This is a genomic window from Pseudoduganella sp. jia 12, assembly GCF_055502675.1.
Window position 1 is genome coordinate 185,380 of the sequence record NZ_JBUXKP010000005.1, and the last position, 24,935, is coordinate 210,314.

Here is a 24,935-nt window from a genome sequence, read left to right on the forward strand (position 1 = left end):
ATGAGAACGATTCTCATTATAGATGGAATATCAAGTGCTTGCCAGGCGGTGACTGGCCCATCACGGGTAAAAGCAGGTAAAACGCCGTCAGGAAACATGAGCCTGCAAAGTAAGCCTGCAAAATTGAGCTTGTACTGCGGGCGTGCCGTCAGTGGGCCCGTTGTTGCACCAGCGCGCTGCCGATGCCGTGGCGGTGGCCTTCGCTGACGGCGGTCACGGTGCCGTCCGGATTGAACACGAGCGCGTTGGCGGCGCCGATTTCTTCCGGCTTGTCCGCCCAGCGCTGGCGGAAGGGCGCAAGCGCCGTGGCCTGCGGGCTGCCGGAGAAACCCGGTTCCACGTCCGTGGCCGCGCCATTGCGCTCGGAAAGGCGGGGCGCGTCGATGGCCTGGTCCATGCGCATGCCCAGGTCGACGTGATTGACGATCGTCTGCAGCACGGTGGTGATGATCGTTGCGCCACCCGGGCTGCCGATCGTGAATGCCGGCTTGCCATCCTTCAGCGCGATCGTCGGCGCCATGCTGCTGCGCGGGCGCTTGCCCGCTTCCGGCACGTTCGGCGCGGGGCCGGCGAAATCGAAGTCGGTCATCTCGTTATTGAGCAGGAAGCCGTAGCCCGGCACCACGATGCCGCTGCCGCCCCACGATTCGATCGTGAACGTGTAGGAGACGATATTGCCTTCCTTGTCCGATACCGTGAGGTGCGTGGTATGCGCGCTTTCCTGCTGCAGCCTGGTGGCAGGACCAGCCGCAGCCGCGGGGCGCAGCGGCACGCTGGCATCCTGCTGGAAGGGGTAGGGATCGCCGGCCGCCACGGGGCCGCCGGCCGCGCGGTCCGCGTCGACGAGCTTGCGCCGTTGCGCCGCGTATTCCTTGCTGAGCAGTCCCGCGACAGGCGCATCGATGTATTCGGGATCGGCGAGATACGCATTGCGGTCGGCGAACGCGAGGCGGCTCGCCTCCAGGTACAGGTGCTCGGCCTGCGGGCGCGGCAGCGCTTTCAGGTCCCAGCCTTCCAGGATGTTCAATGCCTCGAACACGGTCACGCCGCCGCTGCTGGGCAGCGGCATGCCAAACAGTTCGTAGCCGCGGTAGGTGCTGCGCACGGGCTGGCGGATGCGGGCTTCGTAGTTGGCGAGATCGGCCAGCGTCATGGCGCCGCCACGCACGGCGACACCCGGCGCGGTGGCGGGGCGGTTGACGGCATCGACGATCGCGCGCGCCAGCGGCCCTTCATAGAACGCCTTGACGCCGCCCTTGGCCAGCGTGCGATAGGCGTGCGCCAGGCCGGGATTCTTCAGCAACGCACCGGGCGGCAGCGCCTTGCCATCCTTCAGGTACAGCGCGGCGGTGGCCGGGAAACGGCGGAATTTACCGGTGTTCTCGTCGACCAGGCGGGAGAAATTGGCGTTGACCGTGAAGCCCTTGCCGGCCACGTCGATCGCCGGCGCGAGCACCTGCCTGAACGACATCGTGCCGTAGCGGCGCAGCGCTTCGTCCCAGCCGCGCACGGTGCCCGGCACGCCGACCGACTGGCCGCTGGCCACCACGGTGTCGAAATCCATCTCCTTGCCGTTGTCGAGGAAGACCGCGGGCGTGAATGCGGCCGGCGCCGTTTCGCGGTGATCGATCGTGATCACGCGTTTTTCCTTCGCCAGGTACACCACCATGAAACCGCCGCCGCCGATGCCGCAACTGAAGGGGTCGGTCACGCCCAGCGTGGCCGCCGCGGCCACGGCCGCGTCGATCGCATTGCCGCCCCGGTCCAGGATCGCGATCGCCGATTGCGAAGCCTGCTCGCTGATCGTTGCCACCGCGCCGCCGGTGCCGGTGGCCACCGGTGTCTTCGCGATGGCGACCGTGCCGAGAGCGGTCAGGACGATGGTGGCGACGAGGCGTCTGGTCATGTTTTGGCGGGCTGGGCCGGTTGAACGATGGATACGCGCAAGCTTACCCGATAATCCGGCAGCGCCTCGTCCAGGGCGGGCGGTTCGGGCGGCTCCAGTTTTTCCAGCGCGAACGTCAGGCCATCCTGCGTGATGGCGGGCTGCGCATTCGGCATGTTTTCCGCGAGCACGAAATTACGCGTGCCGAGGCGGCTCGTCAGCGTGAACGTGTAGCTGATATAGCCGGCCCAGACGCAGACCGCGCCTTTCTTACAGCGGCTGTCGTTGATGCGGTCGAGCTTCAACGTGGTGCCCGGCGCCAGCATCACGCTTTCGCCCTGGCGCAGCGCATAAATGGCGCTGGTCTTGCGCGGCTTGGCATCCGCCACGTCCGCCGCCGATTGCGTGCGCTCGACCGAACAGGCGGCCACCACGCCGAACATCAACGCACCGGTAATGGTGCCGACAAACCTGGCTTGCATAGGTCCTCCATGCAAATGACTGGGGAGGCGAGGTTATCAAATTGTTATTATTGGCAGCGCACGGCTGAGCATTATCTGCCTGGAAATGGAGCGTTCGAGAACAAAAGTTGCTCAAAAAATGGGGACGGACCCTATTTTTAAGGAAATAGTCGGAGGAGGTCGGTTCTTCAATCTGTTTCCAAAAACCGGGGTCAGACCCCATTTTCTGGCAATATTTCCAAAAATCGGGGTCTGACCCCATTGTTTGGCAATATTTCCCGTGATCGGGGTCTGACCCCGGTTTTGGGCAATAAAAAACCCGGCGTAAAAGCCGGGTTTCTGGGTGGCGCGGGGCGCGTTACACGTAAGCGGCCAGCGCGCCTTTCATTTTCTTCAGCGCGGCCGATTCGATCTGGCGGATCCGCTCGGCGGAGACGCCGAACTCGTCGGCCAGCGTGTGCAGCGTGGCGCCGGAACCGTCATCGTTGGCCAGCCAGCGCGCTTCGACGATGCGGCGCGAGCGCGCGTCCAGCTTGCCCAGTGCCGTTTCCAGGCCTTCGGACTGCAGGCGCGTCACCTGTTCCGCTTCCAGCACCTTGGTCGGTTCCGACAGGTCGGACGACAGGTAGGCGATCGGCGAGAATTTGTCGTCTTCGTCGTCGGTCGGCGCTTCCAGGGCGATATCGCGTCCGGACAGGCGGGTTTCCATCTCGATCACTTCTTCGCGCTTCACGTCCAGCGTTTTCGCCAGCGCATCGATCTGGGCCGGCGTCATCGCATCGAGGCCCGTTTTATGGCTGCGCAGGTTGAAGAACAGCTTGCGCTGTGCCTTCGTCGTCGCCACTTTCACCAGGCGCCAGTTTTTCAGGATGTACTCGTGCATCTCGGCCTTGATCCAGTGCATCGCGTACGACACGAGGCGCACGTTCTGGTCCGGGTCGAAGCGCTTCACCGCCTTCATCAGGCCGATGTTGCCTTCCTGGATCAGGTCGGCATGCGGCAGACCATAACCCAGGTAGCCGCGGGCGATCGATACGACGAGACGCAGGTGGGACAGCACGAGCTTTTCAGCCGCCTTCAGGTCGTTGTTTTCCTTCAGGCGCCGGCCCAGCGAGACTTCTTCTTCATGCGTCAGCATCGGCAGGCGGTTCACAGCGGAAATGTAGGCGTCCAGGTTACCCAGGTTGCCGCTGAACCCGAGTCCCAGTGCACTGGTTCCGGCTGGAACGAGGGCGGAAGGTGTGGACATAGTCATTTTCATTCCTCGCTTGAAGGTCTTGCTCCGTCACGCTGCGGGATTGCAGCACGACATTTGCATACAGCATGCAGTGTCGAACTTAATTCGGTCTTAACCACCGGCAAGGGCTGTCTGTCAAGCTTTGCCGTGTTCAACGTTGCGTTTGAACATATATTAGCACTCTCCACTAAGGAGTGCCAATCTAGACTATTCAATGGCCCCGATAGCCAAAATACTATGGCTCGATACTAGCCGTTAGGCCTGGAATACGGCTCACGCCGGCATTTATTACTTGCCAGAATTTGAGCTGGATCAAAGGATTGGGATCAAGATTATCGACAGGGCGCAACGCACTCTGTGCGTGAACGCACGATGGGCCGGGGAGGCGTGTAGGACCGCAGCCAACGACTTTGTACGCCGGCAGGAAGGTGTGAACAAACAGATAAGGGCGGCCCGCCCGATTGCAAGGGCCGAACCTTATCGGGACAGGACCGGTAAAGCCCTGTCAGGACAGCCGCTTCAGTTGCCGCCGTACCGACAAGGCCGCGCCAACGAGACCCAGGCCGGCGGACAGGGCCAGCAACAACGCCATCGCCAGCGGTTCGAGCGGGGACAGCTGGAATTCCGAAGCATACAGCCGGGCGAACTCGGCAATGGCCCGGTTCAGCGGTCGCAGCGACAGGGCCACCGCGCCCAGCGCAACGATGCCGGCGCACAGCCCCAGCAACGCCCCCGTGTAATAGAACGGGCGCTGGATATACGTGTCGGTGGCGCCGATCAGCCGCGATACGAGGATTTCCTCCCGTTGCGTGAGCACCTGCAGCCGGATCGTGTTGAACACGACCGCCACGACCACGGTGCCGAGCGTGGCAGCCAGCAGCATCAGGCCCACGCGCAGCACGCCCAGCAGTGCGGCCAGCCGCTTGACCCATTCCGAATCGACCTGCACCGATTCGACGCCGGGAATGGCACGGATGCGTTCGGCGATCTCGTCCACATGGACACTCTCCGCCGCGCTCTGGAAAGCGTCGAGCCGAACGACATAACTGTCCGGCAGCGGATTTTCGCCCAGCGTGTCGATCACGCCGGCCACGCCATTCTTTTCCTGTAACTCCTCGAGCGCCTTTTCCCGGGGCACGAACACGATCCGGGCGTTTTTCGCGGCCGCGCGCAGCGAGCCGGCCATGCCCTGCGTGTGCTCGCGCGGCAAGTCCTGCTTCAGGAACACGGACAGTTCCGGATCGACGGCCATCTGTTCGGACATCGGCCGGATATTGTCCAGCACTGTCACGCCGGCGAACGGCAGCGCCAGCGCGATCGCCACGACGAGGATATTGAAGAAGAACGAGCCCGGCGCGCGGCGCAGGTGCACCAGCGCGGAGCCCAGCGCATAGCCATGTTGACGCAGCCACACGCTCATGCGGCCTCCGCCAGCAGTTCGCCGCGCTGCAGCTGGATCACGCGGGTGGCGCTGTCCAGCACCAGCTCGTCGTGGGTGGAGATCAGGCAGGTAACGCCGGCCTTGTTGAACGCGCGCAGCGCATCGAATACCTTGTTCGCGCTGGCACGGTCCAGGTTCGCCGTCGGTTCGTCGGCCAGGATGATCTGCGGCCGGTTGACGATCGCCCGCGCGATCGACACGCGCTGCTGCTCGCCGCCGGACAGCGCGAGCGGGCTGGCCGACGCACGGTCCAGCAGGCCCACCTTGTCCAGTGCCGCGCGGGCGCGCTCTGCCGCCTGGCCGCGGGGCAGGCCCGTGACCAGCATCGGCATCATCACGTTGGCCAGCACCGTGCGATCGGTCAGCAGCCGCTGCTGCTGGAAGATCAGGCCCAGGTTACGGCGCAGGAAGGGCACGCCGGCGCTCTTCAGGCGGCCGATGTCGGTGCCGTTCACGGTGACCTGGCCCGAAGTGGGGCGTTCCATCGCGGCGATCAGCTTGAGCAGCGTGGACTTGCCGGCGCCCGACGGGCCTGCCAGATAGACCAGTTCGCCCTTGGCGACCGTCAGTGTCACGTCGCGCAGCGCGGTGGTCTCGGAGGTGTATTGCTTGGTGACGTTGGCGAATTCGATCATGGCCGCTTTTTTCTGGTGCCCTCAGCCGAGCAGGGCTTCGACGAATTCCTCGGCGTCGAACGGTTGCAGATCTTCGATCTTTTCGCCGATGCCGATAAAGTACACGGGCACCGGGCGCACGCGCGCGATCGCGGCCAGCACGCCGCCCTTGGCGGTACCGTCCAGCTTGGTGATGATCAGGCCCGTGAGCTGCAGCGCATCGTCGAACGCCTTCACCTGGGTGAGGGCGTTCTGGCCGGTGTTGCCATCGATGACGAGCAGCGTTTCATGCGGCGCATCGTCCATGCCCTTGCCGATCACGCGCTTGATCTTCTGCAGTTCGTTCATCAGGTGCAGCTGGGTCGGCAGGCGGCCCGCCGTGTCGATCATGACGACATTGGTGCCTTTCGCCTTGCCGGACTGTACCGCGTCATACGACACGGCGGCCGGGTCGCCGGATTCCTGCGACACCACGGTCACGTTGTTGCGCTGCCCCCAGATCATCAGCTGCTCGCGGGCGGCGGCGCGGAACGTGTCGCCGGCGGCCAGCAGCACGGTCTGGCCGTGCGCCTGCATATGCTTGGCGAGCTTGCCGATCGTGGTGGTCTTGCCAGCGCCATTGACGCCGGAAATCATCATCACCGTCGGCTGGTGCCGGCCGAGCACGAAGGGTTTCTCGAGCGGCCGCAGCAGGTCGATCATCAATGCCTTCAGCGCCACCTTGACGGCTGCGGCGTCGGTCAGCTTGTCCTCCTTGACCTTGCGCTTGAGCGCATCGAGCAGGTATTCGGTGGCATCGATGCCCGCGTCGGCCATCAGCAGCGCCGCTTCCAGCTCGTCGTACAGATCGTCGTCGATGCGCGCACCGACGAACAGCAGCGACAGGTTGGCGGACGTTTTCGACAGCCCGGCCTTGAGCCGGTTCATCCAGGACTGTTTGGGTTCCGGGCGCGGTGCCGTTTCGACTTCGAACGGAAGTGGCGCGGGAGCCGAAGGGGGAGCCGAAACAGGGGCGGAAACAGGAGCGGAAACGGGGGCGGGCGCCTGGTCCGCAGGAGCGGCCGGCGGCACGTCGGGCGTGACGGATTTTTTCTTGAAGAAGCTGAACATGTGTCGTGGGGGCAGCCGGTATCGAACCGGTAACACGCTGGGAATGGTTCCTTGCGCCCGCTATTCTACCAGAGCGCACCTGAAACCTTGCTTAAAGGGTATTTCCCGTGTTTCACGCGGATTGCCCCGGAAACCCGCCTGTCGCGCTTCAGGCAACCGTGGGCATACGCTGCCCATTGCGCCAGTCGGCCAGCGCACCGGCCACGTCCGGCAGTGTCAGGACTTGCACGAATGCCGGGGCGCGACGGCGCAGCGCGGCATTGCCGCCGCCGGCCCAGAGCGCCACGGAGTCCGGCAGCCGGGCACGCAATTCCTTCAGCGCATCGAGCACGTGGCGGGTATTCATCGACGACGAGAACGACAGCGTCACCACGTCCACCTGCAGCGCGCGGGCCGCCTCGACGATGTCGGGCAGCGGCGTTTGCGGGCCCAGCGAATAGCAGCCGGCGCCTTCGGCCACCATCAGTGCTTCGGACATCAGCAAGCCCAGGCCATGCTTTTCCTGCGGCGTGGTGGTCAGCAGGATGCGTGGGCGCGGCGTGCCGCTCAGCGGGTTGGTCGACGGCATCGAGAATATCGCGCTGCGCAATACCATCTGCAGCGTTTCCGTGATCAGGTGTTCCTGCCACACGCCAAGGTCGCCGCATGCCCAGGCATCGCCGATCGCGCCTGTCAGCGGGGCCATCAGGTCGATGACGAAGTTGCGCAAGCCCATTACCAGCAACGCCTGTGACAGCTTGCGCCGCAGCGCATCACTGTCGTGCGCGCGGCACAGGTCGAGGTAAGGCGCCAGTTCGGTCGCGCGATGGGGGCGCGGCCGGCTGCCGGTGGCTGTTTTCTCGGCCAGGGCCTGCAGTTCCTGGGCCGTATAGCCGATGACCTTGCCCGGCCGGAAACCAAGATCGATCAGGCGCTTGACGAGGCGCAGCTTGTGCACCTGTTCGACCGGGTACAGCCGTTCGCCGAACGGGTCGCGTTGCGGCTGCGGAAAGGCATAGCGCCGTTCCCATACGCGCAGCGTTTCCTTGGCCACGCCGGTATCGCGCTCGACATCGCTGATCGTGCACGGTATGGGCGAAAAAGGCATCGGGTTGTTCATCTGCGCGGGGGATTCCTGCTCTGGGGCGTGCAGCATTTTAATGCCTTTTCTTGGGGAAAAATTACAGCATGGCTCCGGATGCCAGGGGTGGTCATGCAACCTGCCTGGCTTGTCCATGACATGCGCAGGCAGGATGCCGGGATGCATTTTATTTACGTTCTTCCACGACTCATGTCATGGACAAATGCACGCAAAAAATTTGTGCCGGTCAGCGATCAGGCGCCGAGCCAAGGCATGAATTGCCGGCTCAGTGGCACGGTGACCAGGGCCAGCAGCGTCTGCAGCGTGATCAGCGACGCCATCAGGCGTGCATCGCCTCCCAGCTGTTTTGCCATGATATAGGCGTTTGGCGCTGTCGGTAGCGCGCAATAGAAGCACGCCGCCAGCGCCGCTTCCGGCGACACGTCCAGCAGCAGGCACACCTGGGCCGCCAGCAGCGGCATCACCAGCAGTTTCAACACGGAAGTCACCGTCAGCGCGGCCGGGCGCACGCCGTCCAGCGTGAAGACCAGGCCGCCGCCCACGCACAGCAGGCCCAAAGCGGTGGCCGCCTTGCCGAGGATGTCCAGCGTGTTCATCAGCGCTTTCGGCAACTCGATGCCCAACGTGCTGACGAGCACACCAGCCAGCGTGGCCTGGATGATCGGGTTTTTCGCCAGCGTCCTGCCGACGCTGGCCAGGTTCGGCTTGCTGCCGCTCCAATAGGCCAGCGCGACCACCGACAGGGCATTCACCACGGGCAGGCACAGCGCCAGGGCCAGCATGACGAGCGATGCCGTTTCCGGCGGGAAGAACAGCGCGGCCACGGCCAGGCCGAAATACGTGTTCGGGCGCATCGCGCCCTGCATGACCGACGAACGGCTGGCACCCGGCAGCGCCGGCAGCAGCAGCAGTGCCCCCAGCGTCAGTATCACCACGGCGAACGTGGGCAGCAGCGTGGCGAGCGCCAGTTCGCCCACCTGTGCGCCCTCGAACGACAGCCGGGCGGTGCCGGCGAACAGCATGGCGGGAAACGCCACGTTGTACGAGAACTTTTCCATCGACGGGAAGAACTCGGCCGGCATCCAGCCGAAGCGGCGGATCGCCACGCCCAGCAGGATGATCAGGAAGACGGGAATGATGGAAGCAAGCATGGTGCGATTCTAATGGTGCCAGGTCGATATCGGTGCGCCGGTCAGTCCGCCGAAATGCCGGACGGCCCCACGCGGTGCGCGTTCGGCGTGCTCGAGATACGGATGCGGATCAGGTGGCGGCCCGGATCCGTATACATGGCGCGGCCATGCAGCGTGCGGTGGTTGTCGGCCCACAGCAGCGTATCGTCCGGCAACTGGCGCACGAAGCGGGGCGCACGCTCTTCGACGATCTCGTTGAGCAGGCGCAGCGCCGCTACCAGTTCGGTAGTGGCCATATCGGGCCGGGCTGCAAGTCCTTTTTCAATCGAATCGTAGCGCCACCGCATCGCCAGGCCGTCGGCATGGAACACCGGTGCGTAGAATAATTCGATCTGGTCGTCGCCGGCGGCATAGACGGAAGGCACGCGGAAGGGCACCGGCGTATCGCACAGCAGTTCGTAGGCGGCACGGCCTGCTTCGGTTTTCTGCAGTTCGGCCACGATGTCTTCCACGTCGATCAGCAGCGATTCGCCGCCGTTGCAGCGGGCCGAGGCCACGACGTACAGCAGGAATTGTTCTTCGGGCATCGGATAGAACGAGGAATCGGTATGCATGTCCGCATTGCCCGTGCGTTCGGAGAACGTGACGAATTTCGACTGGCTGCCTGGGCGGGCGCGCACGTCCCATGCCACGCGCTTCGTGCGCTGGTCGGTCGACGTGGGAAAACCCTGCGTCAGCGCGATCGCATACAGCACGGCATTGCGGTGTGCTTCGGAAAGGCCGGCAAGGCCCAGGCCGGTGATGGCCAGGCCGCGTGCCTTGCGGCTGGCCATATGCGTGGCCAAGCCGCGCAGTGTCGGCACCTCCAGCAGTTCACGCTGCAGCGCTTCCTCGTCGGGGTGCGGATAGAAGCCGTTGCCGTTGAAATCGTCGAAATGGCGTTCGACGATGGCGATGACGCGGGGCAGGTCGGCGCCCCAGGAAAAATTGGTTTGGACGACAGCGATGTTGCCGGATTGCTCGATAGACGAAAACATGGAAGCCCCTGAATTGTAATTGCCGTGCGGCAATAAAGAGCGCATTTTGCTTGAGACTGACCCGTTGTTCAACAAACTTTTGTGCAGTGCACCAGCAGTCACTGAGGCAAGAATTGTTTTATCTATAAAAGATTCATGCATGAAGCCTTGCAGGTGCAACAGAGTTGCCTCTTGCTTAACAGACAGATGGTTACAAGTAGTGTGACTTTTGACTGGCGTAAAAACGACACAAAAGAAAATTGTATTGGACATATAGATAACGGATCAGTCCAAACGATGTTGCGATGCGCTAGAATTTTGCCACACGGCAACTCGCCAGACACTCACAAGGGAAACACATGAAATGGCTCACTGAGCGCAAGCTCTCCACCAAGCTGGGACTGGCCTTCGCGGCGGTTCTGTTACTGACGGCAATCGTCGGTCTTTTTTCGATCAATCAACTGGCCAAGGTGAACGAGACGGCAAGTGGCCTCTCGTCGCGCTGGATGCCGGCGATGCGCGTGATCCAGGACATCAAGTCGCAGATCGCCCGCGTGCGGACCCGTGAGCTGCAATACATCATTTCGGACCAGGTATCCGAGCTGGACAAATATGACAAGGTGATCGCCAACGACCTCGTCGACCTGAAGAAGATGCAGGACGAATACGTCGCGCTGATCAAGACGCCGGAAGAGCAGGCGCTGTACAGCGAATTCCTGACGCTGTGGGATCGCTACATGGTCGAGGATGCCAAATTGCGCGCGGCCGTGCGCGCCGGCGACATCCCGCTGGCGAAGCAATTGATCCGGGGCGAATCCAACAAATTGATCGTTGCCTTGCGCGGCCAGGTTGACAAGTTGGTTAAATACTACGGCGAAGGCGGCAGCGCGGCGGCAGAATTTGGTGATCAGGTATACAATGCGTCCCGCGCCTGGATCGCCGGCCTGCTCGTCATCTCCGTGCTGCTCGGTGCCCTGGCTGCATTGCTGATTACCCGCTGGCTCGTGAAGACGCTGGGCGGCGAACCGGAATACGCGGTGGAACTGGCCGGCCGGATCGCGGCGGGTGAACTGAGCGTGGACGTGCACACCCGTGCGGGCGATGACAGCAGCCTGCTGTTCGCGATGAAGTCGATGCGCGACAGCCTGGCCAATATCGTGGGCCAGGTGCGCCATGCCACGGACACCATCGCCAGCGCAGCACAGCAGGTGGTGGCCGGCAACATGGACCTGTCGGGCCGTACCGAAGCACAGGCCAGTTCGCTGGAAGAAACGGCGGCATCGATGGAAGAACTGACGTCGACCGTGCGCCACAATTCGGACAATGCGCGCCAGGCCAACGAGCTTGCCGTGAATGCTTCCGCGATTGCGGAGCAGGGTGGCCAGGTGGTGTCGCAGGTGGTCGAGCGGATGGGCGCGATCAACGAGTCGGCGAAGAAGATTTCGGACATCACCGGTGTGATCGACGGTATCGCCTTCCAGACCAATATCCTGGCACTGAACGCGGCAGTGGAAGCTGCCCGTGCCGGCGAGCAGGGCCGTGGCTTCGCCGTGGTCGCGTCGGAAGTGCGCAATCTGGCACAGCGCTCCGCCGCGGCGGCGCGCGAGATCAAGGAACTGATCGGCGATTCCGTCGACCAGGTCGAAGCCGGTACGAAGCTGGTCAACCAGGCCGGCAACACGATGGGCGAAGTGGTTGTCAGCGTGCGCCGCGTGACCGACATCATGGGTGAGATCACCGTGGCCGGCCAGGAACAGAGCGCGGGCATCGTGCAGGTCAACGAAGCGATTGCGCAGATGGACGCCGTCACGCAACAGAACGCGGCACTGGTGGAAGAAGCGACCGCCGCGTCGCACAGCATGCAGGATCAGGCCGCCGGCCTGGCCCAGCTCGTGAGTATTTTTACTCTTGATGGATTAGCAAACCATCAGTATAGTGCCGCCTCCAGTGCCAGGCGCACTGATAACAAGACGGTGCGATTGAATCGGCCGCGACAATAAGTGAACGCCGCACCTTTACCAAGGGAACGCGGCACAGTGGCAAATCGGGGTTTGCCCTCACACATAAGCGGTCCGGAGTGCCAATGCGCTCCCGGCACCGCAAGACCGAATTTAGCCGTTGCTTTACTTTTTTAGATGCAACACAACTGAAGGAAATGTAATGAAAAAAACTCTAATCTCCGTTGCAGTTCTGGGCGCAATGAGCAGCGCCGCCTTTGCACAGTCGAATGTAACGATCTACGGTATCGTTGACGCAGGTATCGTCGCCGAGCGCGGCGGTAAAGACGGCAACGTGACCAAGGTTTCCTCCGGCGTCGCCAATGCATCGCGCATCGGCTTCCGCGGCACGGAAGACCTGGGTGGCGGCCTGTCCGCGATCTTCACCCTGGAAACGGGCTACAAGACCGACGACGGCCAGCTGGACAACACCAGCAACACGCTGTTCAACCGCCAGGCTTTCGTCGGCCTGCGTTCGAAAGAAGCGGGCACGCTGACCGTCGGTCGTCAGTACACCCCGTGGTACAACGCGCTGGTGCAAGTGGGTGACCCGTTCGCCGCCGGCCTGTCGGGCTCGGCCAAGAACCTGTTCCCGGCCAACGGCATCAATGTGCGTAACAGCAATGCTGTCGTGTACCAGACCCCGATCTTCAACGGTTTCTCCGGTGAAGTGTTCTACGGTTTCGGCGAACAGTCCGAATCGTCGGCCGGCCGCCAGCTGAGCGCAGCCGTGTCGTACACCAACGGCCCGCTGAACGCCCGCGTTGCCTACAACAACCGCAACAACGACACCGCTTCGACCGCCACCGCGGCCGCAGTGGAGCGCGGCATCGGCCACAACAGCCTGCTGGCCGTGAACTATGACTTCCAGGTTGCCAAGGCTTACTTCATGTTCAACCGCAGCAAGGGCCTGAACAGCGTGAACTACGCAAACCAGGGCACCGTGAATGGCGTTCAGGGCGGTATCGCCTACACGACCGTTGCCGTGCCGGCTTCGCGCGACAGCCGCGACGGCCTGCTGGGCGTGCAAGTGCCGGTGGCTGGCGCAGGCAAGGTCATCGCTTCGTTCATCTACAAGGATGACCGCGAAGCCGTGAACCGCGATGCCAAGCAGTGGGCAATCGGCTACATGCACGACATCTCGAAGCGCACGACCGGCTACGTGTCGTACGCCAAGATCGACAACAAGAACGGCGCAGCGTTCACCGTCGGCGGCAACACCGAAGTCGGCTCGGGCGACTCCGCGTTCAACGTGGGCGTGCGTCACTCGTTCTAAGTCATTCGCCTTTGGGCGCATGCAGAAACCGGCCTTCGCGGCCGGTTTTTTTTCGTGCGCGTTTTCGTCCATTTCTCGTGCGCGTTTTCGTCCATTTCTCGTGCGCGTTTTCGTCCATTTCTCGTGCGGTAGAATGACGCCAAATCCACTCTGACGGCCTTCCAATGAAAACAAGATCGAGCGTCGCCATCTCCTTGCTCTTCGCTTGCGCCATGGCCGCCGCCGCACCGCAGGGTGCGAAGAAAACCGCGCCCGGCAAGGGCGGCCTGCCGCGCTATGGCATGGCGGTGTACTCGGACCTGTGCGTGCAGCCGGGTGGCGAGTTCGGTGGCCAGCGCGTCACGCTGCAGCGCTTTGCCGAGGTGGATACGGTAATCTACGAATACACGGCGGGCGGCCTGTCGTGGCCGGTGGTGGCGAACGACGTCAATATCGACCCGCGCGGCCGGCAGATGTATTTCACGGTACAGCCGCCGGACGAGCCGGAGCGCACGCTCAGCGGCAAGTTTTCAAGCGATGGCAGCACGCTGACGCTGGACGGCGGCTATTGTGCCGACGAGTCGCTGCCGATGACCTTGCAGAAGGTGCGCGACTTCGCGCAGAAACCCAAGGCGTGCCGTGCCTGCCCGGCCGGCAAGAAGGCGCCGGCCGAAGCGCCCGCGGCGCCGAAGTGGGAGCCGGCGCCGCCATCGCAGGGATAGTGCTTAGTTCGCCTGCGCAGTCTTCGCCTTCGCGGCCTGGTCGCGGATCGTTTCCAGCGTGGCGCCCGGCGTGATCAGGTTGCCGTCGTAGCGCAGTTCGATCACGGCCGGCAGGTTTTGTTCACGCGTGAAGGCGAGGGCGCGTTCCAGTGCGGGCGCGAACTGCGCGGTGGTTTCCACCGTTTCGCCATGGCCGCCATAGGCTTGCGCCAGCGCGGCGAAATCCGGATTCTCGAGATCGGTACCCGAGACACGGCCCGGATAGGCGCGCTCCTGGTGCATGCGGATCGTGCCGAACATGCGGTTGTTGAACACGATGACGATCACGCCCGCGCCATATTGCACGGCCGTGGCCAGCTCCTGGCCGTTCATCATGAATTCGCCGTCGCCGGCAAACGTGATCACCGTGCGGCCTGGGTCGACGATCTTCGCCGCCACGCCGGCCGGCACGCTGTAGCCCATCGCGCCGCTGGTGGGCGCCAGCTGCGTGCGCATGCCGCCGTAGCGGTGGAAGCGGTGCGCCCACGTGGCATAGTTGCCGGCGCCGTTCGTGATGACGACGTCGTGCGGTGCCAGCGCATCGATTTCCTGCACGACCTGCCACAGGTCCAGCGGCGCCGCGCCATCCTGGAAGATGGCGGGCTTTTGCTGCCATGCGTGGAGCTCTTCCCTTGCCTGGGCAACGCTGCCTGCCCACGCCGGCGCCTCGATGGGCGCCATCGCCGCCAGCATGGCGGCTGCCTGCGGCATGCCGCTGGCGATCATCAGCTCGGCCTGGAAGACACTGCCCAGTTCTTCCATGCTGGCATGGATGTGCACCAGCCGCTGGCGCGGCAGCGGCGCCTCGATGACGGTATAGCCGCCGGTCGTCATTTCGCCCAGGCGCGGGCCGAGGGCGATCAGCACGTCGGCGTCCTTCACGCGCGCGGCGAGTTTCGGATTGATGCCGATGCCCACGTCGCCAATGTAGTGCGGGTGGTCGTTGTCGAGCAGGTCCTGGTAGCGGAACGCGCAGGCCACCGGCAGCTGGTTCGCTTCGGCGAAGCGGGCGATGTCCGCGCAGGCGTCTTCGGTCCAGCCGCTGCCGCCCAGCAGCAGCAACGGGCGCTGCGCCCCGGCCAGCATCGCGCGCAGCGTGGCGACCTGCGCCTGCGACGGGCTAGCCTGCACGGGCTGGTAGCGGCGCGTGTCCGGCACGGCAGCCTGCGTGACGAGCATGTCCTCCGGCAGGGCCAGCACGACCGGACCCTGGCGCCCGCTGGTGGCCACCTGGAACGCGCGCGCAAGGTATTCGGGAATGCGCTCGGCGCGGTCGATCTGGGCCACCCATTTCGCCATCTGGCCATACATGCGGCGGTAGTCCACTTCCTGGAAGGCTTCGCGGTCGATGAAGTCCCCGCCCACCTGCCCGATGAACAGGATCATCGGCGTGGAATCCTGGTAAGCCGTGTGCACGCCGATCGACGCGTTCGTGGCGCCCGGCCCGCGGGTGACGAAGCAGATGCCGGGCTTGCCCGTCAGCTTGCCGTAGGCGTCGGCCATGAAAGCGGCGCCGCCCTCCTGGCGGTTGATGACGAAGCGGATGCCCGATTCGTGCAGCGCATCGAGCACGTCCAGGTAGCTCTCGCCGGGCACGCCGAACGCGGTGTCGACGCCGTGGATCTGCAGTGCATCGACCAGGATCTGGCCGCCGGAACGGGTTGGATGGGTCATGTGGGCCTCTTATGGATGATGCGGCATTCTAGAGCGGGGGCAGGGCGCGGGCTTTTGAAATGGCGACACCGATTTCCGTTTTGCGGCGCAGGTTTCGAACCCCGTCCGGCGATCGGTTACAATAGCGCCCGATGCAAGCCAGACAGCCGCTGGCCGGCGCAGCAATGCGTTGGCGGGAGGAAGGTCCGGACTCCACAGAGCGGGGTGACGGTTAACGGCCGTCCGCCGAAAGCCCTTCACGGGGTATAAGGCGAGGAATAGGGCCACAGAGACGAGCGTATTAAGTTACGGTGAAACGCGGTAACCTCCACCTGGTGCAATTTCAAATAGGCACGCGATGATGCTGCTCGCGGAGCGTGCGGGTAGAAAGCTTGAGCGGCGGAGTAATCCGTCGCCTAGAGGAATGGCTGTCATAGCACCGGCTTGCCGGTGCCGTAACAGAATCCGGCCTATCGGCTTGCTTCACTTAATTCGGCGATGAAGAACTACATCCTGGCTCTCGATCAAGGGACCACCAGTTCCCGCGCCATCCTGTTCGACCACGAAGGCCGCATCGGCGGCTGTGCCGCACAGGAGTTTCCCCAGCATTTCCCCCGGCCCGGCTGGGTCGAACACGACCCCGGCGACATCTGGGCCAGCCAGCTGGCCGTGGCGCGCCAGGTGCTGCGCGAAGCGAACGTGCGCCCGGCCCAGGTGCGCGCGATCGGCATCGCCAATCAGCGCGAGACCACCGTTCTTTGGGAACGCGCCACCGGCCGCCCCGTGGCACCGGCCATCGTGTGGCAGGACCGCCGCACGGCCGACCAGTGCGAAGCCCTGCGCGCCGCCGGCAAGGCAGACCTGATCCGCGACTGCACTGGCCTCGAGCTGGACGCCTATTTTTCCGCCACCAAGCTTGCCTGGCTGCTCGAGAACGTGCCCGGCGCGCGCGCGCGGGCCGAGCGCGGCGAACTGTGCTTCGGCACCGTCGACAGCTGGCTCGTGTTCAACCTGTGCGGTGCCCATGTGACGGACGTGAGCAACGCGTCGCGCACGATGCTGTTCAATATCCACCTGATGCGCTGGGATGCGGACCTGCTGGCGCTGTTCGATATTCCCGAAGCGGTGCTGCCGGAGATCGTGTCGTCCAGCGGCGAGATTGGCGCCACCCACGCGAGCCTGTTCGGCAGCCCGATCCCCGTGGCCGGCATCGCCGGCGACCAGCAGGCCGCCACGTTCGGCCAGGCCTGCCACCAGCCCGGCATGGTCAAGAACACGTATGGCACCGGCTGCTTCATGCTGATGCATGCGGGCAGCCAACCGGTGGTGTCGCACCAGCGGCTGCTGTCGACGGTGGGCTGGCGGCTCCACGATGGTCCGTGCTACCTGCTCGAAGGCAGCGTGTTCATGGGCGGCGCCACCGTGCAATGGCTGCGTGATGGCCTGGGCATCATCGAGAAATCGAGCGACGTGGAAGCGTTGGCCGCCTCCGTGCCGGACAGCGGCGGCGTGCTGCTGGTTCCCGCGTTCGTCGGCCTCGGCGCCCCGCACTGGGACCCGTATGCGCGCGGCACGATCGTCGGCCTGACGCGCGGCAGCACCGCCGCCCACATCGCCCGCGCGGCGGTGGAGGCCATCGCCTACCAAAGCGCCGAGCTGCTGGCGGCGATGCAGCGCGACGCCGCGCACCCGGTCGTCGAAGTGCGCGCCGATGGCGGCGCGGCGCGCAACGACCTGCTGATGCAATTCCAGGCCGACCTGCTCGGCGTGCCCGTCGTGCGCCCGCGCGTAACGGAAACCACCGCGCTGGGCGCCGCCTACCTGGCAGGCCTGGCCGTGCATTTCTGGGCGTCGAAAGAAGAAATCGCCGCGCAGTGGCAGTGCGAACGGCGGTTCGAGCCGGCCATGCCGGAAGAGCGGCGCGTTGCCCTGCTGGCACGTTGGGGGCGGGCCGTGGAGCGCTCGCGCGGGTGGGACGTTGACTGAGTCCCGCTCCAGGTTCGGCCTATATTTTTTCTTTGCAATGACGGTACTCTGCATGGCGCCGCACATGCCTTGGGCCATCGTAGCGGCACGCCGATATTGCGACCTCGAGAACAGCTTGGCTTTTGCGCCGGCATTCGATGCAGTCGTTCGCGTCACAGGGTTTGTATAAAGGTACATTCGCAGCGTCACGAACTCCACCTCATTAAGCGTTTGCGGTGAAGTATTTACTCCGCTTGCAGGCTGCATTATTCCGTATGCTATTACCATGTCGATATCTTCATGAAAGACACTATATGCACGGAATTACTGTTTTTTAATTCATCGAAAAGCCAATAATTTGTCTATACAAATTGTTTCCACGGAGTATGTCTTGGACACTCGTTGGCGTCTCTCTCCGGCAATATATTTGTCGAAATGATATTGAGACAGGTCATTCTCCGAAGCACCTACTACGCTCCGAGCCCTGCATTAATGCGCTCACACTGTCGGGAAACGACGACAACCCCGCGTTTCGTCCCCGCCTGATGGCTGTTGTCGCCCCACCACTCATCCGTTGCACATCAGCAACGTTATATTTTTCTCAAATTTTATCGCTTGCCAGTCGGTAGCGTTTCATGCTGCGCCGCAGATGAGGTAGCACATGCACTAAATGGCCTAGGTACCTGATTTGTCAATGTTTTCTGGCGTGAGACTGCTTGAACGATACGCGCTAAGTCCTTAATTTCATTAGTAAAAATCGACTTTTACCGCTTGGAAATCGCTTGACCACTGTCGTGCCGTCCTCTAAAGTGGGCACCTGTGTCAAAAAGTGTCGTTTTGTGGGATAACGGGGCGGAAACGGCGCCACCCAAAGCCAACAACAGATTTATCCAAACCAGGTTCTGAAAAGAAAGTACAGCCGTGTTCCAGGGCGCTTCCGCGATCAGTCTCGATGCGAAAGGCAGGATGTCTATTCCCGCCAAGCATCGTGACGCACTGGCGATCCAGTGTGAAGGTCGCCTTACGCTGACCAAGCACCCGGACGGTTGCCTGCTGATGTATCCCCGCCCCATGTGGGAAGCCAAGCGCGACCAGATTGCGTCGTGGCCGATGTCCGCCCGAGGCTGGCAACGCATCTTGCTGGGCAATGCCAGCGACGTGGAGATGGATTCCGCCGGCCGCATTCTCGTGGCGCCGGAACTGCGCGCTGCGGCCGGGCTGGGCCGCGAAGTCGTGTTGTCCGGCATGGTGACGTATTTCGAAATCTGGGACCCGGTGAAACGCGCTGAAAACGAGCAAGCCACGATCGACACCGGCATGCCGGACACACTGTCCGATTTCTCTTTCTAAAGGCCCCGCCACATGAAGAACACAGCGGTGCCAGATTTCCAGCATCGTACGGTGCTGTTGGACGAAGCGGTCGACGCGCTCGCCATTGCCGGCGAGCGCGCCGACGGCATCTATGTCGACGGTACTTTCGGCCGCGGCGGCCACAGCCGCCTGCTGCTGTCGCGCCTCGGCGCACAGGGCCGCCTTGTCGCGTTCGACAAGGACCCGCAAGCCATCGCCACCGCGCACACCATCGACGACCCGCGCTTCACGATCGTGCACGACAGTTTCGCCACGATGGCGACCGCCTTTGCCGAACGCGGCATCGGCCAGGTCGATGGCGTGCTGCTCGACCTGGGCATTTCGTCGCCGCAGGTGGATGACGCTGCGCGCGGCTTTTCGTTCCGCAATGACGGGCCGCTCGACATGCGGATGGACACGACACGCGGCATCTCCGCGGCCGAATGGCTGGCCACGGAATCGGAACAGACTCTTGAAAAGGTGATCAGGGATTATGGGGAAGAACGGTTTGCTTTTCAGATTGCAAAGGCGATTGTTGCTCGCCGGGCAGTCGAATCAATTTCAAGCACACGACAGCTTGCCGGCATCGTGGCAGGCGCGGTCAAAACCCGGGAGAAGGGCAAGGATCCGGCCACAAGGACCTTTCAGGCTATCCGGATTCACATCAATCAAGAGCTTGAGGACCTCCAGGCCGGATTGAAGCAGGCATACGACGCGCTGGCGCCCGGCGGCATCATGGCCGTCATCAGCTTCCATTCGCTGGAAGACCGGATCGTCAAGCGCTTCCTCGCCGAACGTGCCAACGTGCCGCAGCCGGACCGCCGGCTGCCGATCCGCGCCGCGGACCTGCCGCAGCCCGAAGTGAAGCTGCTGGCCAAGATCAAGCCCTCCGACCGTGAGGTCGATGAGAACCCGCGTGCCCGTTCGGCGGTCATGCGCGTTGCAGCTCGTCTGCCCATGCGGCTGCCCAAGCACGAGAGGCCGGCATGACCGGCAAGCTCAGCGTCGTACTGGCCGCGCTGCTGGTGGGCTGCGCGCTGTCGCTCGTCAACGCGCAATACCAGGCCCGCCACCTGTTCATCGAACTGGAGCGCGCGCAGGCCAAGGCGCGCCAGCTCGACATCGAATGGGCGCAGCTGCAGCTGGACCAGTCCACGCTGGGCAAGCATGCCCGCATCGAGGAAATCGCGCACGGCGACCTGGGCATGACCCAGTTGACGCCGGCGCGCACGCAATACCTGACGGAGGGCGAAGAGTGAGCCGCCCGAATCCCGCAAGCTCCCGCGTGGCCGCCTCCAAGGGCGTGTCGTTCACGAAGAGCCCCGTGCTCGCGGTGCGGCTGCCGACGTGGCGTTCGCGCGTGGTGCTGTTCGTGCTGTTCGCCGCCTTCGCGGCACTGGCCGTGCGCGCGGTCTGGCTGCAGGGGCTGTCCACGCAATTCCTGCAGAAGCAGGGCGAAATCCGCTATGCGCGCACGATCGAACTGCCGGCCACGCGCGGCAAGATCATGGACCGCAATGGCCAGGTGCTGGCATCGTCGATTCCCGTGAAGGCCATCTGGGCGATTCCGGACGACGTGCTGCAGGCGCCGCCGGAAAAGATCCGCGCGCTGGCCAGGCTGCTCGACATGAACGAGGCCGAGCTGCGCAAGAAACTCGATTCCGACCGCAACTTCGTTTACCTGAAGCGGCAGGTCGAGCAGGACGTGGCCGACGAGATCGCGAAGCTGAAGATCGACGGCATCGACACGCGCAAGGAATACAAGCGCTTCTACCCGCAGGGCGAAGTGATGACCCACGTGGTGGGTTTCACCAACGTGGAAGACGTGGGCCAGGAATCGATGGAGCTGGCGCACCAGAAAACGCTGGTGGGCCAGACCGGCTCGCGCCGCGTCATCAAGGACCGCCTGGGCCATATCGTCGAGGATATCGGCGCCAAGCACGAACCGCACGACGGCAAGGACCTGGTGCTGTCGGTCGATTCGAAGATCCAGTACATCGCCTTCACCCAGCTGAAGGCCGCCGTCGAGAAATTCGCCGCCAAGGCCGGCGCCGCCGTGGTGCTGGACGTGCACACGGGCGAAGTGCTCGCGCTCGCGAACTACCCCAGCTACGACCCGAACGACCGCCGCAAGCTCACCGGCGCGCAGCTGCGCAACCGCGTGATGACCGACACGTTCGAGCCGGGGTCCACGCTGAAATCGATCACCGTGGCGCTGGCGCTGGACAAGGGCGTCGTCACGCCTTATACGCACATCGACACCGGTAACGGCCGCCTCACGATCAAGGACCGCACGATCAGCGACACCAAGGCACACCATGTGATCAACGTGCAGCAGGTCATGGAGATGTCGTCGAACATCGGTACCACGAAGATCGCGCTGTCGATGCCGGCGCAGGATATGTGGGAAATGTTCACCAAGGTCGGTTTCGGCCAGCAGCCGAAGTGGGGCTTCCCCGGCGCCGTTGCGGGCCGCGTGCGCCCGTACAAGAACTGGCGCCCGATCGAGCAGGCCACGATGAGCTACGGTAACGGCATCTCGGTATCGCTGATCCAGCTGGCCCGTTCCTACCTGATGTTCGCCCGCGACGGCGACCTGATCCCGCTCACGTTCGAGAAAAGCAATGACCTGCCGCAGGGCCAGCAGATCATCAAGTCGCAGACCGCGCGGCAGATGCGCGAGATGCTCGAGCTGGTCGTCACCGGCAAGGACGGCACCGCCAAGCAGGCCCAGGTTCCGGGCTACCGCGTGGGCGGCAAGACGGGCACTGCCTACAAGGCCGAAAACGGCCGTTATGCGATCCCGCGCAAGTACATCGGCTCCTTCGTGGGCATCGTGCCGCTGTCGGCACCGCGCTTCGTGATCGCGGTGATGATCGACGAGCCGACCCAGGGCGGCCGTTACGGTGGCCAGGTGGCTGCACCCACTTTTGCAAAAGTCGCAGAGAACGCGCTGCGCGCCATGAACGTGCCTCCCGATTCCACCGTGACGGAAATCGTGGCTCCTACGGGTAACGAAGGGGAGGCCATGTAATGACGGACATGAACAATAACGACGACATCAACAAGATCGCCCACTGGATCAGGAAGGCTGCCCCGAACGGGCAGCTGGCTTCGGACTCGCGCCGGATCAAGCCCGGCGACATTTTCTTTGCCTACCCGAACAACAGCGCCGGGGATGGCCGTACCTATATGGAACGCGCCATCGAGCAGGGCGCCAGCGCCGTGGTGTACGACCCCGAGGGGTTTGCCTGGAAGCCGGAGTGGCGCGTGGCCAGCCTGCCGGTAGCGGACCTGAAGCACGCGGCGGGGCCGATCGCGCACGCCGTGTACGGCATGCCCGATGCGGGCATGTTCACGGTCGGCATCACGGGCACGAACGGCAAGACGTCGTCGGCCGTGTGGCTTGGCCACGCGCTGTCGCGCGCCGGCGAAACGGCCGCCGTCATCGGTACACTGGGCGTGGGCCTGTTCCATGGCCGCACCGAACCGGAATTCACGGCCACCGGCTACACCACGCCGGACCAGGTGCTGCTGGCCCGCACGCTGGACGAATGCCGCGCCGCCGGCGCGCGCTCGCTGGCGATCGAGGTCTCGTCGATCGGGCTCGAACAGGGCCGCGTGGCGGGCATGCATTTCGACGTGGCGCTGTTCACGAACCTCACGCGCGACCACCTGGATTTCCACGGTTCGATGGAAGCCTATGCGCAAGCCAAGGAAAAGCTGTTCGCCTGGCCGGGCCTGAAGGCGGCCGTGATCAACCTGGACGATCCGGCAGGCGTGCGCATGGCGTCGCAGGTGAAGGATGGCCTGGTGATCGGCTACACGCTGAAGAACGACATCGACATGGCCGGACTGGAAGGCGTATCCATCCTGCGCGCCAGTCAGGTGAAGAGCCGCAGCGCCGGCACCGAGTTCCACCTCGAGTCGCCCTACGGCGCCGCACAGGTGAAGACGAAGCTGGTGGGCGGGTTCAACGTCAGCAATGCGCTGGGCGTGCTGGGCGCGCTGCTGGCGAAAGGCATGCCGCTGCGCGCGGCCGTCGACGCCATCGAGGCATTGACGCCGGCGCCGGGCCGCATGCAGCTCGTGGGCGGCAACGAGGCGCCGATGGTCGTCATCGATTACGCGCACACGCCCGATGCGCTGGAAAAAACGCTCGAGGCGCTGCGCCCGGTCGCCACCGACCGCGGCGGCCAGTTGTGGTGCGTGTTCGGCTGCGGCGGCGACCGCGATCCGGGCAAGCGCCCGCAGATGGGCCGCATCGCGCAGGCGGCGGACCACGTGCTCGTCACCAGCGACAACCCGCGCAGCGAGGATCCGCACGCGATCATTGCGCAGATCGTGGCAGGCATGGATGCCAGCCGCCCGGCGCAGCCGATCGAGGACCGCGCCGCGGCCATCCTTTCCGCCGTCAAGCACGCCGGGAAAAACGACGTGATCCTGGTGGCCGGCAAGGGCCATGAACCGTACCAGGAAATCAAGGGCAAGAAATTGCCGTTCTCCGATACCGATCACGCCCAACTGGCGCTGACTGCCCGACTGACGATGATGAGGCCGAACTGATGCGCGCAACGCTGGACCAGATCCTGGGCGCGCTGAGCGGCGCGCGCCTGTCGGGAGAACCCGTCGCTTTCGACGGCGTGTCGACTGACAGCCGCACCGTGGCGCCCGGCGCCCTGTTCGTCGCGCTGCGCGGCGAGAACTTCGATGCCCACGATTTCCTGCCGCAGGTGGCGCAGAATGCGGCCGCCGTCGTCGTCGAGAAACTGCCGGAAGGCTGGACCGCGCCGGCCACGCTTTCCGTCATCCTCGTTCCCGACACGCTGGTGGCGCTGGGCGAGATCGCCCGCTGGTGGCGCGGCCAGTTCGACCTGCCGCTCATCGGCGTCACGGGCAGCAACGGCAAGACGACCGTCAAGGAAATGATCGCCGCCATCCTGGCCGCCGCCCACGGCGAGGAAGACCGGCTGGCCACGCGCGGCAACCTGAACAACGAGATCGGCGTCCCGCTCACGCTGTTCCGACTGGCCCCGCATCACTCGTCGGCCGTCGTTGAACTGGGCATGAACCATCCGGGCGAGATCGGCCGGCTGGCGAAGATCGCCGCGCCCACCATTGCGCTGGTCAACAATGCGCAGCGCGAACACCAGGAATTCATGCACACGGTGGAAGCCGTGGCGCGCGAGAACGGTGCCGCGCTGGCCGCGCTGCCAGGCGACGGTACGGCGGTGTTCCCGTCGCACGACGAATTCACGCCGGTGTGGCGCGAGCTCGCCGGCAGCCGCCGCACGATCACCTTCGGCCTGACCAAGGAGGCCGACGTGAGCTGCACGTTCCGCCCGGCCGATTTCGGCAACCAGATGTTCGTGTCGATCCGCTGCAGCGATGGCGAGCTGGTGCAGTTCTATGTCGCCCTGCAGGCAGCCGGCGAGCACAACGTGCGCAACGCGCTGGCCGCCGCCGCCTGCACGGCCGCCGCCGGCATTTCGTTCGACCACGTCAAGGCGGGGCTGGAAAGCTTCGCACCGGTCAGCGGCCGGCTGCAGCGCAAGCAGGCCGCCAATGGCGCGGTCGTCATCGACGATACCTACAACGCGAACCCGGATTCCGTGCGCGCCGCGATCGACGTGCTGGCGGGCAGCCCGGCACCGCGCGTGCTGGTGCTGGGCGACATGGGTGAAGTGGGCACCCAGGGAAAGGAATTCCACGAAGAGATCGCCGCCCATGCGGCACAGAAGGGCATCGAACAGGTGCTCGTGACGGGAACGCTGTCCCTGCACATGCAGGGCGCGGTTGCAGGTTCGGGCTTAACGAACATCCGTCATTTCGAACAGTTCGACGCATTGCTCGCGGCAGTCGACGCGGCAGTGACGCTGGACACCACGGTGTTGATCAAGGGCTCCCGTTTCATGAAGATGGAGCGGGTCGTGCAGCATTTGATTGGATCGCAACAAGCTAACAAGGAAAACCACTGAT

At 64.0% G+C, this 24,935-nt stretch carries 21 protein-coding genes and 1 other RNA gene; 11 read left to right on the forward strand and 11 right to left on the reverse strand.

Annotated features, from left to right (window positions below; all coding sequences use genetic code 11):
* Positions 1-148: 148 nt before the first annotated feature.
* From ggt to ACY65G_RS13060, 9 genes are all read right to left on the reverse strand, one after another.
* Positions 149-1,906 (reverse strand): gamma-glutamyltransferase, encoded by a 1,758-nt coding sequence (ggt, locus tag ACY65G_RS13020; RefSeq protein WP_464997784.1) that lies wholly within the window; start codon positions 1,904-1,906, stop codon positions 149-151.
* Positions 1,903-2,367, reverse strand: coding sequence for a hypothetical protein (locus ACY65G_RS13025; protein ID WP_464997785.1), 465 nt, complete (start codon positions 2,365-2,367; stop codon positions 1,903-1,905). The genes ggt and ACY65G_RS13025 overlap by 4 nt, the downstream gene beginning before the upstream one ends.
* Positions 2,368-2,704: 337 nt before the next feature.
* The gene (gene rpoH / locus ACY65G_RS13030; protein ID WP_464998023.1) at positions 2,705-3,595 is read right to left on the reverse strand and encodes an RNA polymerase sigma factor RpoH; all 891 of its coding nucleotides are present in this window, start codon (positions 3,593-3,595) and stop codon (positions 2,705-2,707) included.
* A 493-nt stretch (positions 3,596-4,088) separates the two neighbouring features.
* A complete protein-coding gene (gene ftsX, locus ACY65G_RS13035) occupies positions 4,089-5,003 on the reverse strand; it encodes a permease-like cell division protein FtsX (RefSeq protein WP_464997786.1) in 915 nt (304 codons plus the stop codon).
* A complete protein-coding gene (locus tag ACY65G_RS13040) occupies positions 5,000-5,659 on the reverse strand; it encodes a cell division ATP-binding protein FtsE (RefSeq protein WP_464997787.1) in 660 nt (219 codons plus the stop codon). The genes ftsX and ACY65G_RS13040 overlap by 4 nt, the downstream gene beginning before the upstream one ends.
* A 21-nt stretch (positions 5,660-5,680) precedes the next feature.
* A complete protein-coding gene (gene ftsY / locus ACY65G_RS13045; RefSeq protein ID WP_464997788.1) occupies positions 5,681-6,748 on the reverse strand; it encodes a signal recognition particle-docking protein FtsY in 1,068 nt (355 codons plus the stop codon).
* A 148-nt stretch (positions 6,749-6,896) separates the two neighbouring features.
* On the reverse strand, positions 6,897-7,883 hold the full coding sequence (locus ACY65G_RS13050; RefSeq protein ID WP_464997789.1) for a MerR family transcriptional regulator: 987 nt from the start codon (positions 7,881-7,883) through the stop codon (positions 6,897-6,899).
* Positions 7,884-8,062: 179 nt separating this feature from the next.
* Entirely contained in the window at positions 8,063-8,980 is a 918-nt protein-coding gene (locus ACY65G_RS13055; RefSeq protein ID WP_464997790.1) for an AEC family transporter, read from the reverse strand.
* A 41-nt stretch (positions 8,981-9,021) separates the two neighbouring features.
* Positions 9,022-9,996 carry a TauD/TfdA family dioxygenase gene (locus ACY65G_RS13060; protein WP_464997791.1) on the reverse strand — a complete coding sequence of 325 codons (975 nt, stop codon included), beginning with the start codon at positions 9,994-9,996 and terminating at the stop codon, positions 9,022-9,024.
* A gap of 338 nt (positions 9,997-10,334) precedes the next feature.
* On the opposite strand from ACY65G_RS13060, the gene ACY65G_RS13065 reads away from it, so the two are divergent.
* Together ACY65G_RS13065 and ACY65G_RS13070 are read left to right on the forward strand one after the other, a co-directional pair.
* Complete coding sequence (locus tag ACY65G_RS13065; RefSeq protein WP_464997792.1) at positions 10,335-11,975, forward strand: methyl-accepting chemotaxis protein; 1,641 nt, start codon at positions 10,335-10,337, stop codon at positions 11,973-11,975.
* Positions 11,976-12,135: 160 nt separating this feature from the next.
* Positions 12,136-13,248: a porin gene (locus ACY65G_RS13070; protein WP_464997793.1), complete on the forward strand. Its 1,113-nt coding sequence runs from the start codon at positions 12,136-12,138 to the stop codon at positions 13,246-13,248.
* Position 13,249: 1 nt separating this feature from the next.
* Here ACY65G_RS13070 and ACY65G_RS13075 read toward each other — a convergent pair whose 3' ends face one another.
* Positions 13,250-13,462 (reverse strand): hypothetical protein, encoded by a 213-nt coding sequence (locus tag ACY65G_RS13075; protein WP_464997794.1) that lies wholly within the window; start codon positions 13,460-13,462, stop codon positions 13,250-13,252.
* Between ACY65G_RS13075 and ACY65G_RS13080 the strand changes: the two genes are divergently transcribed.
* On the forward strand, positions 13,461-13,949 hold the full coding sequence (locus tag ACY65G_RS13080) for a hypothetical protein (protein WP_464997795.1): 489 nt from the start codon (positions 13,461-13,463) through the stop codon (positions 13,947-13,949). The two genes, ACY65G_RS13075 and ACY65G_RS13080, sit on opposite strands and share 2 nt — an antisense overlap.
* Before the next feature lie 3 nt (positions 13,950-13,952).
* Here ACY65G_RS13080 and ACY65G_RS13085 read toward each other — a convergent pair whose 3' ends face one another.
* On the reverse strand, positions 13,953-15,662 hold the full coding sequence (locus ACY65G_RS13085; RefSeq protein WP_464997796.1) for a thiamine pyrophosphate-binding protein: 1,710 nt from the start codon (positions 15,660-15,662) through the stop codon (positions 13,953-13,955).
* A 130-nt stretch (positions 15,663-15,792) separates the two neighbouring features.
* Between ACY65G_RS13085 and rnpB the strand changes: the two genes are divergently transcribed.
* The 8 genes from rnpB (at position 15,793) to ACY65G_RS13125 (ending at position 24,934) form a co-directional block, all read left to right on the forward strand.
* An RNA gene (gene rnpB / locus ACY65G_RS13090) (RNase P RNA component class A) lies at positions 15,793-16,130 on the forward strand.
* Between the two features lie 9 nt (positions 16,131-16,139).
* Positions 16,140-17,627, forward strand: coding sequence for a glycerol kinase GlpK (gene glpK, locus ACY65G_RS13095; RefSeq protein WP_464997797.1), 1,488 nt, complete (start codon positions 16,140-16,142; stop codon positions 17,625-17,627).
* Between the two features lie 900 nt (positions 17,628-18,527).
* The gene (gene mraZ, locus ACY65G_RS13100) at positions 18,528-18,956 is read left to right on the forward strand and encodes a division/cell wall cluster transcriptional repressor MraZ (RefSeq protein WP_464997798.1); all 429 of its coding nucleotides are present in this window, start codon (positions 18,528-18,530) and stop codon (positions 18,954-18,956) included.
* 12 nt (positions 18,957-18,968) lie between these two features.
* A complete protein-coding gene (rsmH, locus tag ACY65G_RS13105) occupies positions 18,969-19,946 on the forward strand; it encodes a 16S rRNA (cytosine(1402)-N(4))-methyltransferase RsmH (RefSeq protein ID WP_464997799.1) in 978 nt (325 codons plus the stop codon).
* On the forward strand, positions 19,943-20,215 hold the full coding sequence (gene ftsL / locus ACY65G_RS13110) for a cell division protein FtsL (protein WP_464997800.1): 273 nt from the start codon (positions 19,943-19,945) through the stop codon (positions 20,213-20,215). Before rsmH ends, ftsL begins: the two co-directional genes overlap by 4 nt.
* Positions 20,212-21,990, forward strand: a complete 1,779-nt coding sequence (locus tag ACY65G_RS13115) for a peptidoglycan D,D-transpeptidase FtsI family protein (protein ID WP_464997801.1) — start codon at positions 20,212-20,214, stop codon at positions 21,988-21,990. The genes ftsL and ACY65G_RS13115 overlap by 4 nt, the downstream gene beginning before the upstream one ends.
* Positions 21,990-23,522 carry a UDP-N-acetylmuramoyl-L-alanyl-D-glutamate--2,6-diaminopimelate ligase gene (locus ACY65G_RS13120; protein WP_464997802.1) on the forward strand — a complete coding sequence of 511 codons (1,533 nt, stop codon included), beginning with the start codon at positions 21,990-21,992 and terminating at the stop codon, positions 23,520-23,522. Before ACY65G_RS13115 ends, ACY65G_RS13120 begins: the two co-directional genes overlap by 1 nt.
* Positions 23,522-24,934: a UDP-N-acetylmuramoyl-tripeptide--D-alanyl-D-alanine ligase gene (locus ACY65G_RS13125; protein WP_464997803.1), complete on the forward strand. Its 1,413-nt coding sequence runs from the start codon at positions 23,522-23,524 to the stop codon at positions 24,932-24,934. The genes ACY65G_RS13120 and ACY65G_RS13125 overlap by 1 nt, the downstream gene beginning before the upstream one ends.
* The last annotated feature ends 1 nt before the right edge of the window (position 24,935 follow it).

What these genes read in the sequence shown, in the direction of transcription:
- ggt (WP_464997784.1), bottom strand. Translation starts at nt 1,906, where the DNA reads ATGACCAGACGCCTCGTCGCCACCATCGTCCTGACCGCTCTCGGCACG.
- ACY65G_RS13025 (WP_464997785.1), bottom strand. Translation starts at nt 2,367, where the DNA reads ATGCAAGCCAGGTTTGTCGGCACCATTACCGGTGCGTTGATGTTCGGC.
- rpoH (WP_464998023.1), bottom strand. Translation starts at nt 3,595, where the DNA reads ATGTCCACACCTTCCGCCCTCGTTCCAGCCGGAACCAGTGCACTGGGA.
- ftsX (WP_464997786.1), bottom strand. Translation starts at nt 5,003, where the DNA reads ATGAGCGTGTGGCTGCGTCAACATGGCTATGCGCTGGGCTCCGCGCTG.
- ACY65G_RS13040 (WP_464997787.1), bottom strand. Translation starts at nt 5,659, where the DNA reads ATGATCGAATTCGCCAACGTCACCAAGCAATACACCTCCGAGACCACC.
- ftsY (WP_464997788.1), bottom strand. Translation starts at nt 6,748, where the DNA reads ATGTTCAGCTTCTTCAAGAAAAAATCCGTCACGCCCGACGTGCCGCCG.
- ACY65G_RS13050 (WP_464997789.1), bottom strand. Translation starts at nt 7,883, where the DNA reads ATGCTGCACGCCCCAGAGCAGGAATCCCCCGCGCAGATGAACAACCCG.
- ACY65G_RS13055 (WP_464997790.1), bottom strand. Translation starts at nt 8,980, where the DNA reads ATGCTTGCTTCCATCATTCCCGTCTTCCTGATCATCCTGCTGGGCGTG.
- ACY65G_RS13060 (WP_464997791.1), bottom strand. Translation starts at nt 9,996, where the DNA reads ATGTTTTCGTCTATCGAGCAATCCGGCAACATCGCTGTCGTCCAAACC.
- ACY65G_RS13065 (WP_464997792.1), top strand. Translation starts at nt 10,335, where the DNA reads ATGAAATGGCTCACTGAGCGCAAGCTCTCCACCAAGCTGGGACTGGCC.
- ACY65G_RS13070 (WP_464997793.1), top strand. Translation starts at nt 12,136, where the DNA reads ATGAAAAAAACTCTAATCTCCGTTGCAGTTCTGGGCGCAATGAGCAGC.
- ACY65G_RS13080 (WP_464997795.1), top strand. Translation starts at nt 13,461, where the DNA reads ATGGCCGCCGCCGCACCGCAGGGTGCGAAGAAAACCGCGCCCGGCAAG.
- ACY65G_RS13075 (WP_464997794.1), bottom strand. Translation starts at nt 13,462, where the DNA reads ATGGCGCAAGCGAAGAGCAAGGAGATGGCGACGCTCGATCTTGTTTTC.
- ACY65G_RS13085 (WP_464997796.1), bottom strand. Translation starts at nt 15,662, where the DNA reads ATGACCCATCCAACCCGTTCCGGCGGCCAGATCCTGGTCGATGCACTG.
- glpK (WP_464997797.1), top strand. Translation starts at nt 16,140, where the DNA reads ATGAAGAACTACATCCTGGCTCTCGATCAAGGGACCACCAGTTCCCGC.
- rsmH (WP_464997799.1), top strand. Translation starts at nt 18,969, where the DNA reads ATGAAGAACACAGCGGTGCCAGATTTCCAGCATCGTACGGTGCTGTTG.
- ftsL (WP_464997800.1), top strand. Translation starts at nt 19,943, where the DNA reads ATGACCGGCAAGCTCAGCGTCGTACTGGCCGCGCTGCTGGTGGGCTGC.
- ACY65G_RS13120 (WP_464997802.1), top strand. Translation starts at nt 21,990, where the DNA reads ATGACGGACATGAACAATAACGACGACATCAACAAGATCGCCCACTGG.
- ACY65G_RS13125 (WP_464997803.1), top strand. Translation starts at nt 23,522, where the DNA reads ATGCGCGCAACGCTGGACCAGATCCTGGGCGCGCTGAGCGGCGCGCGC.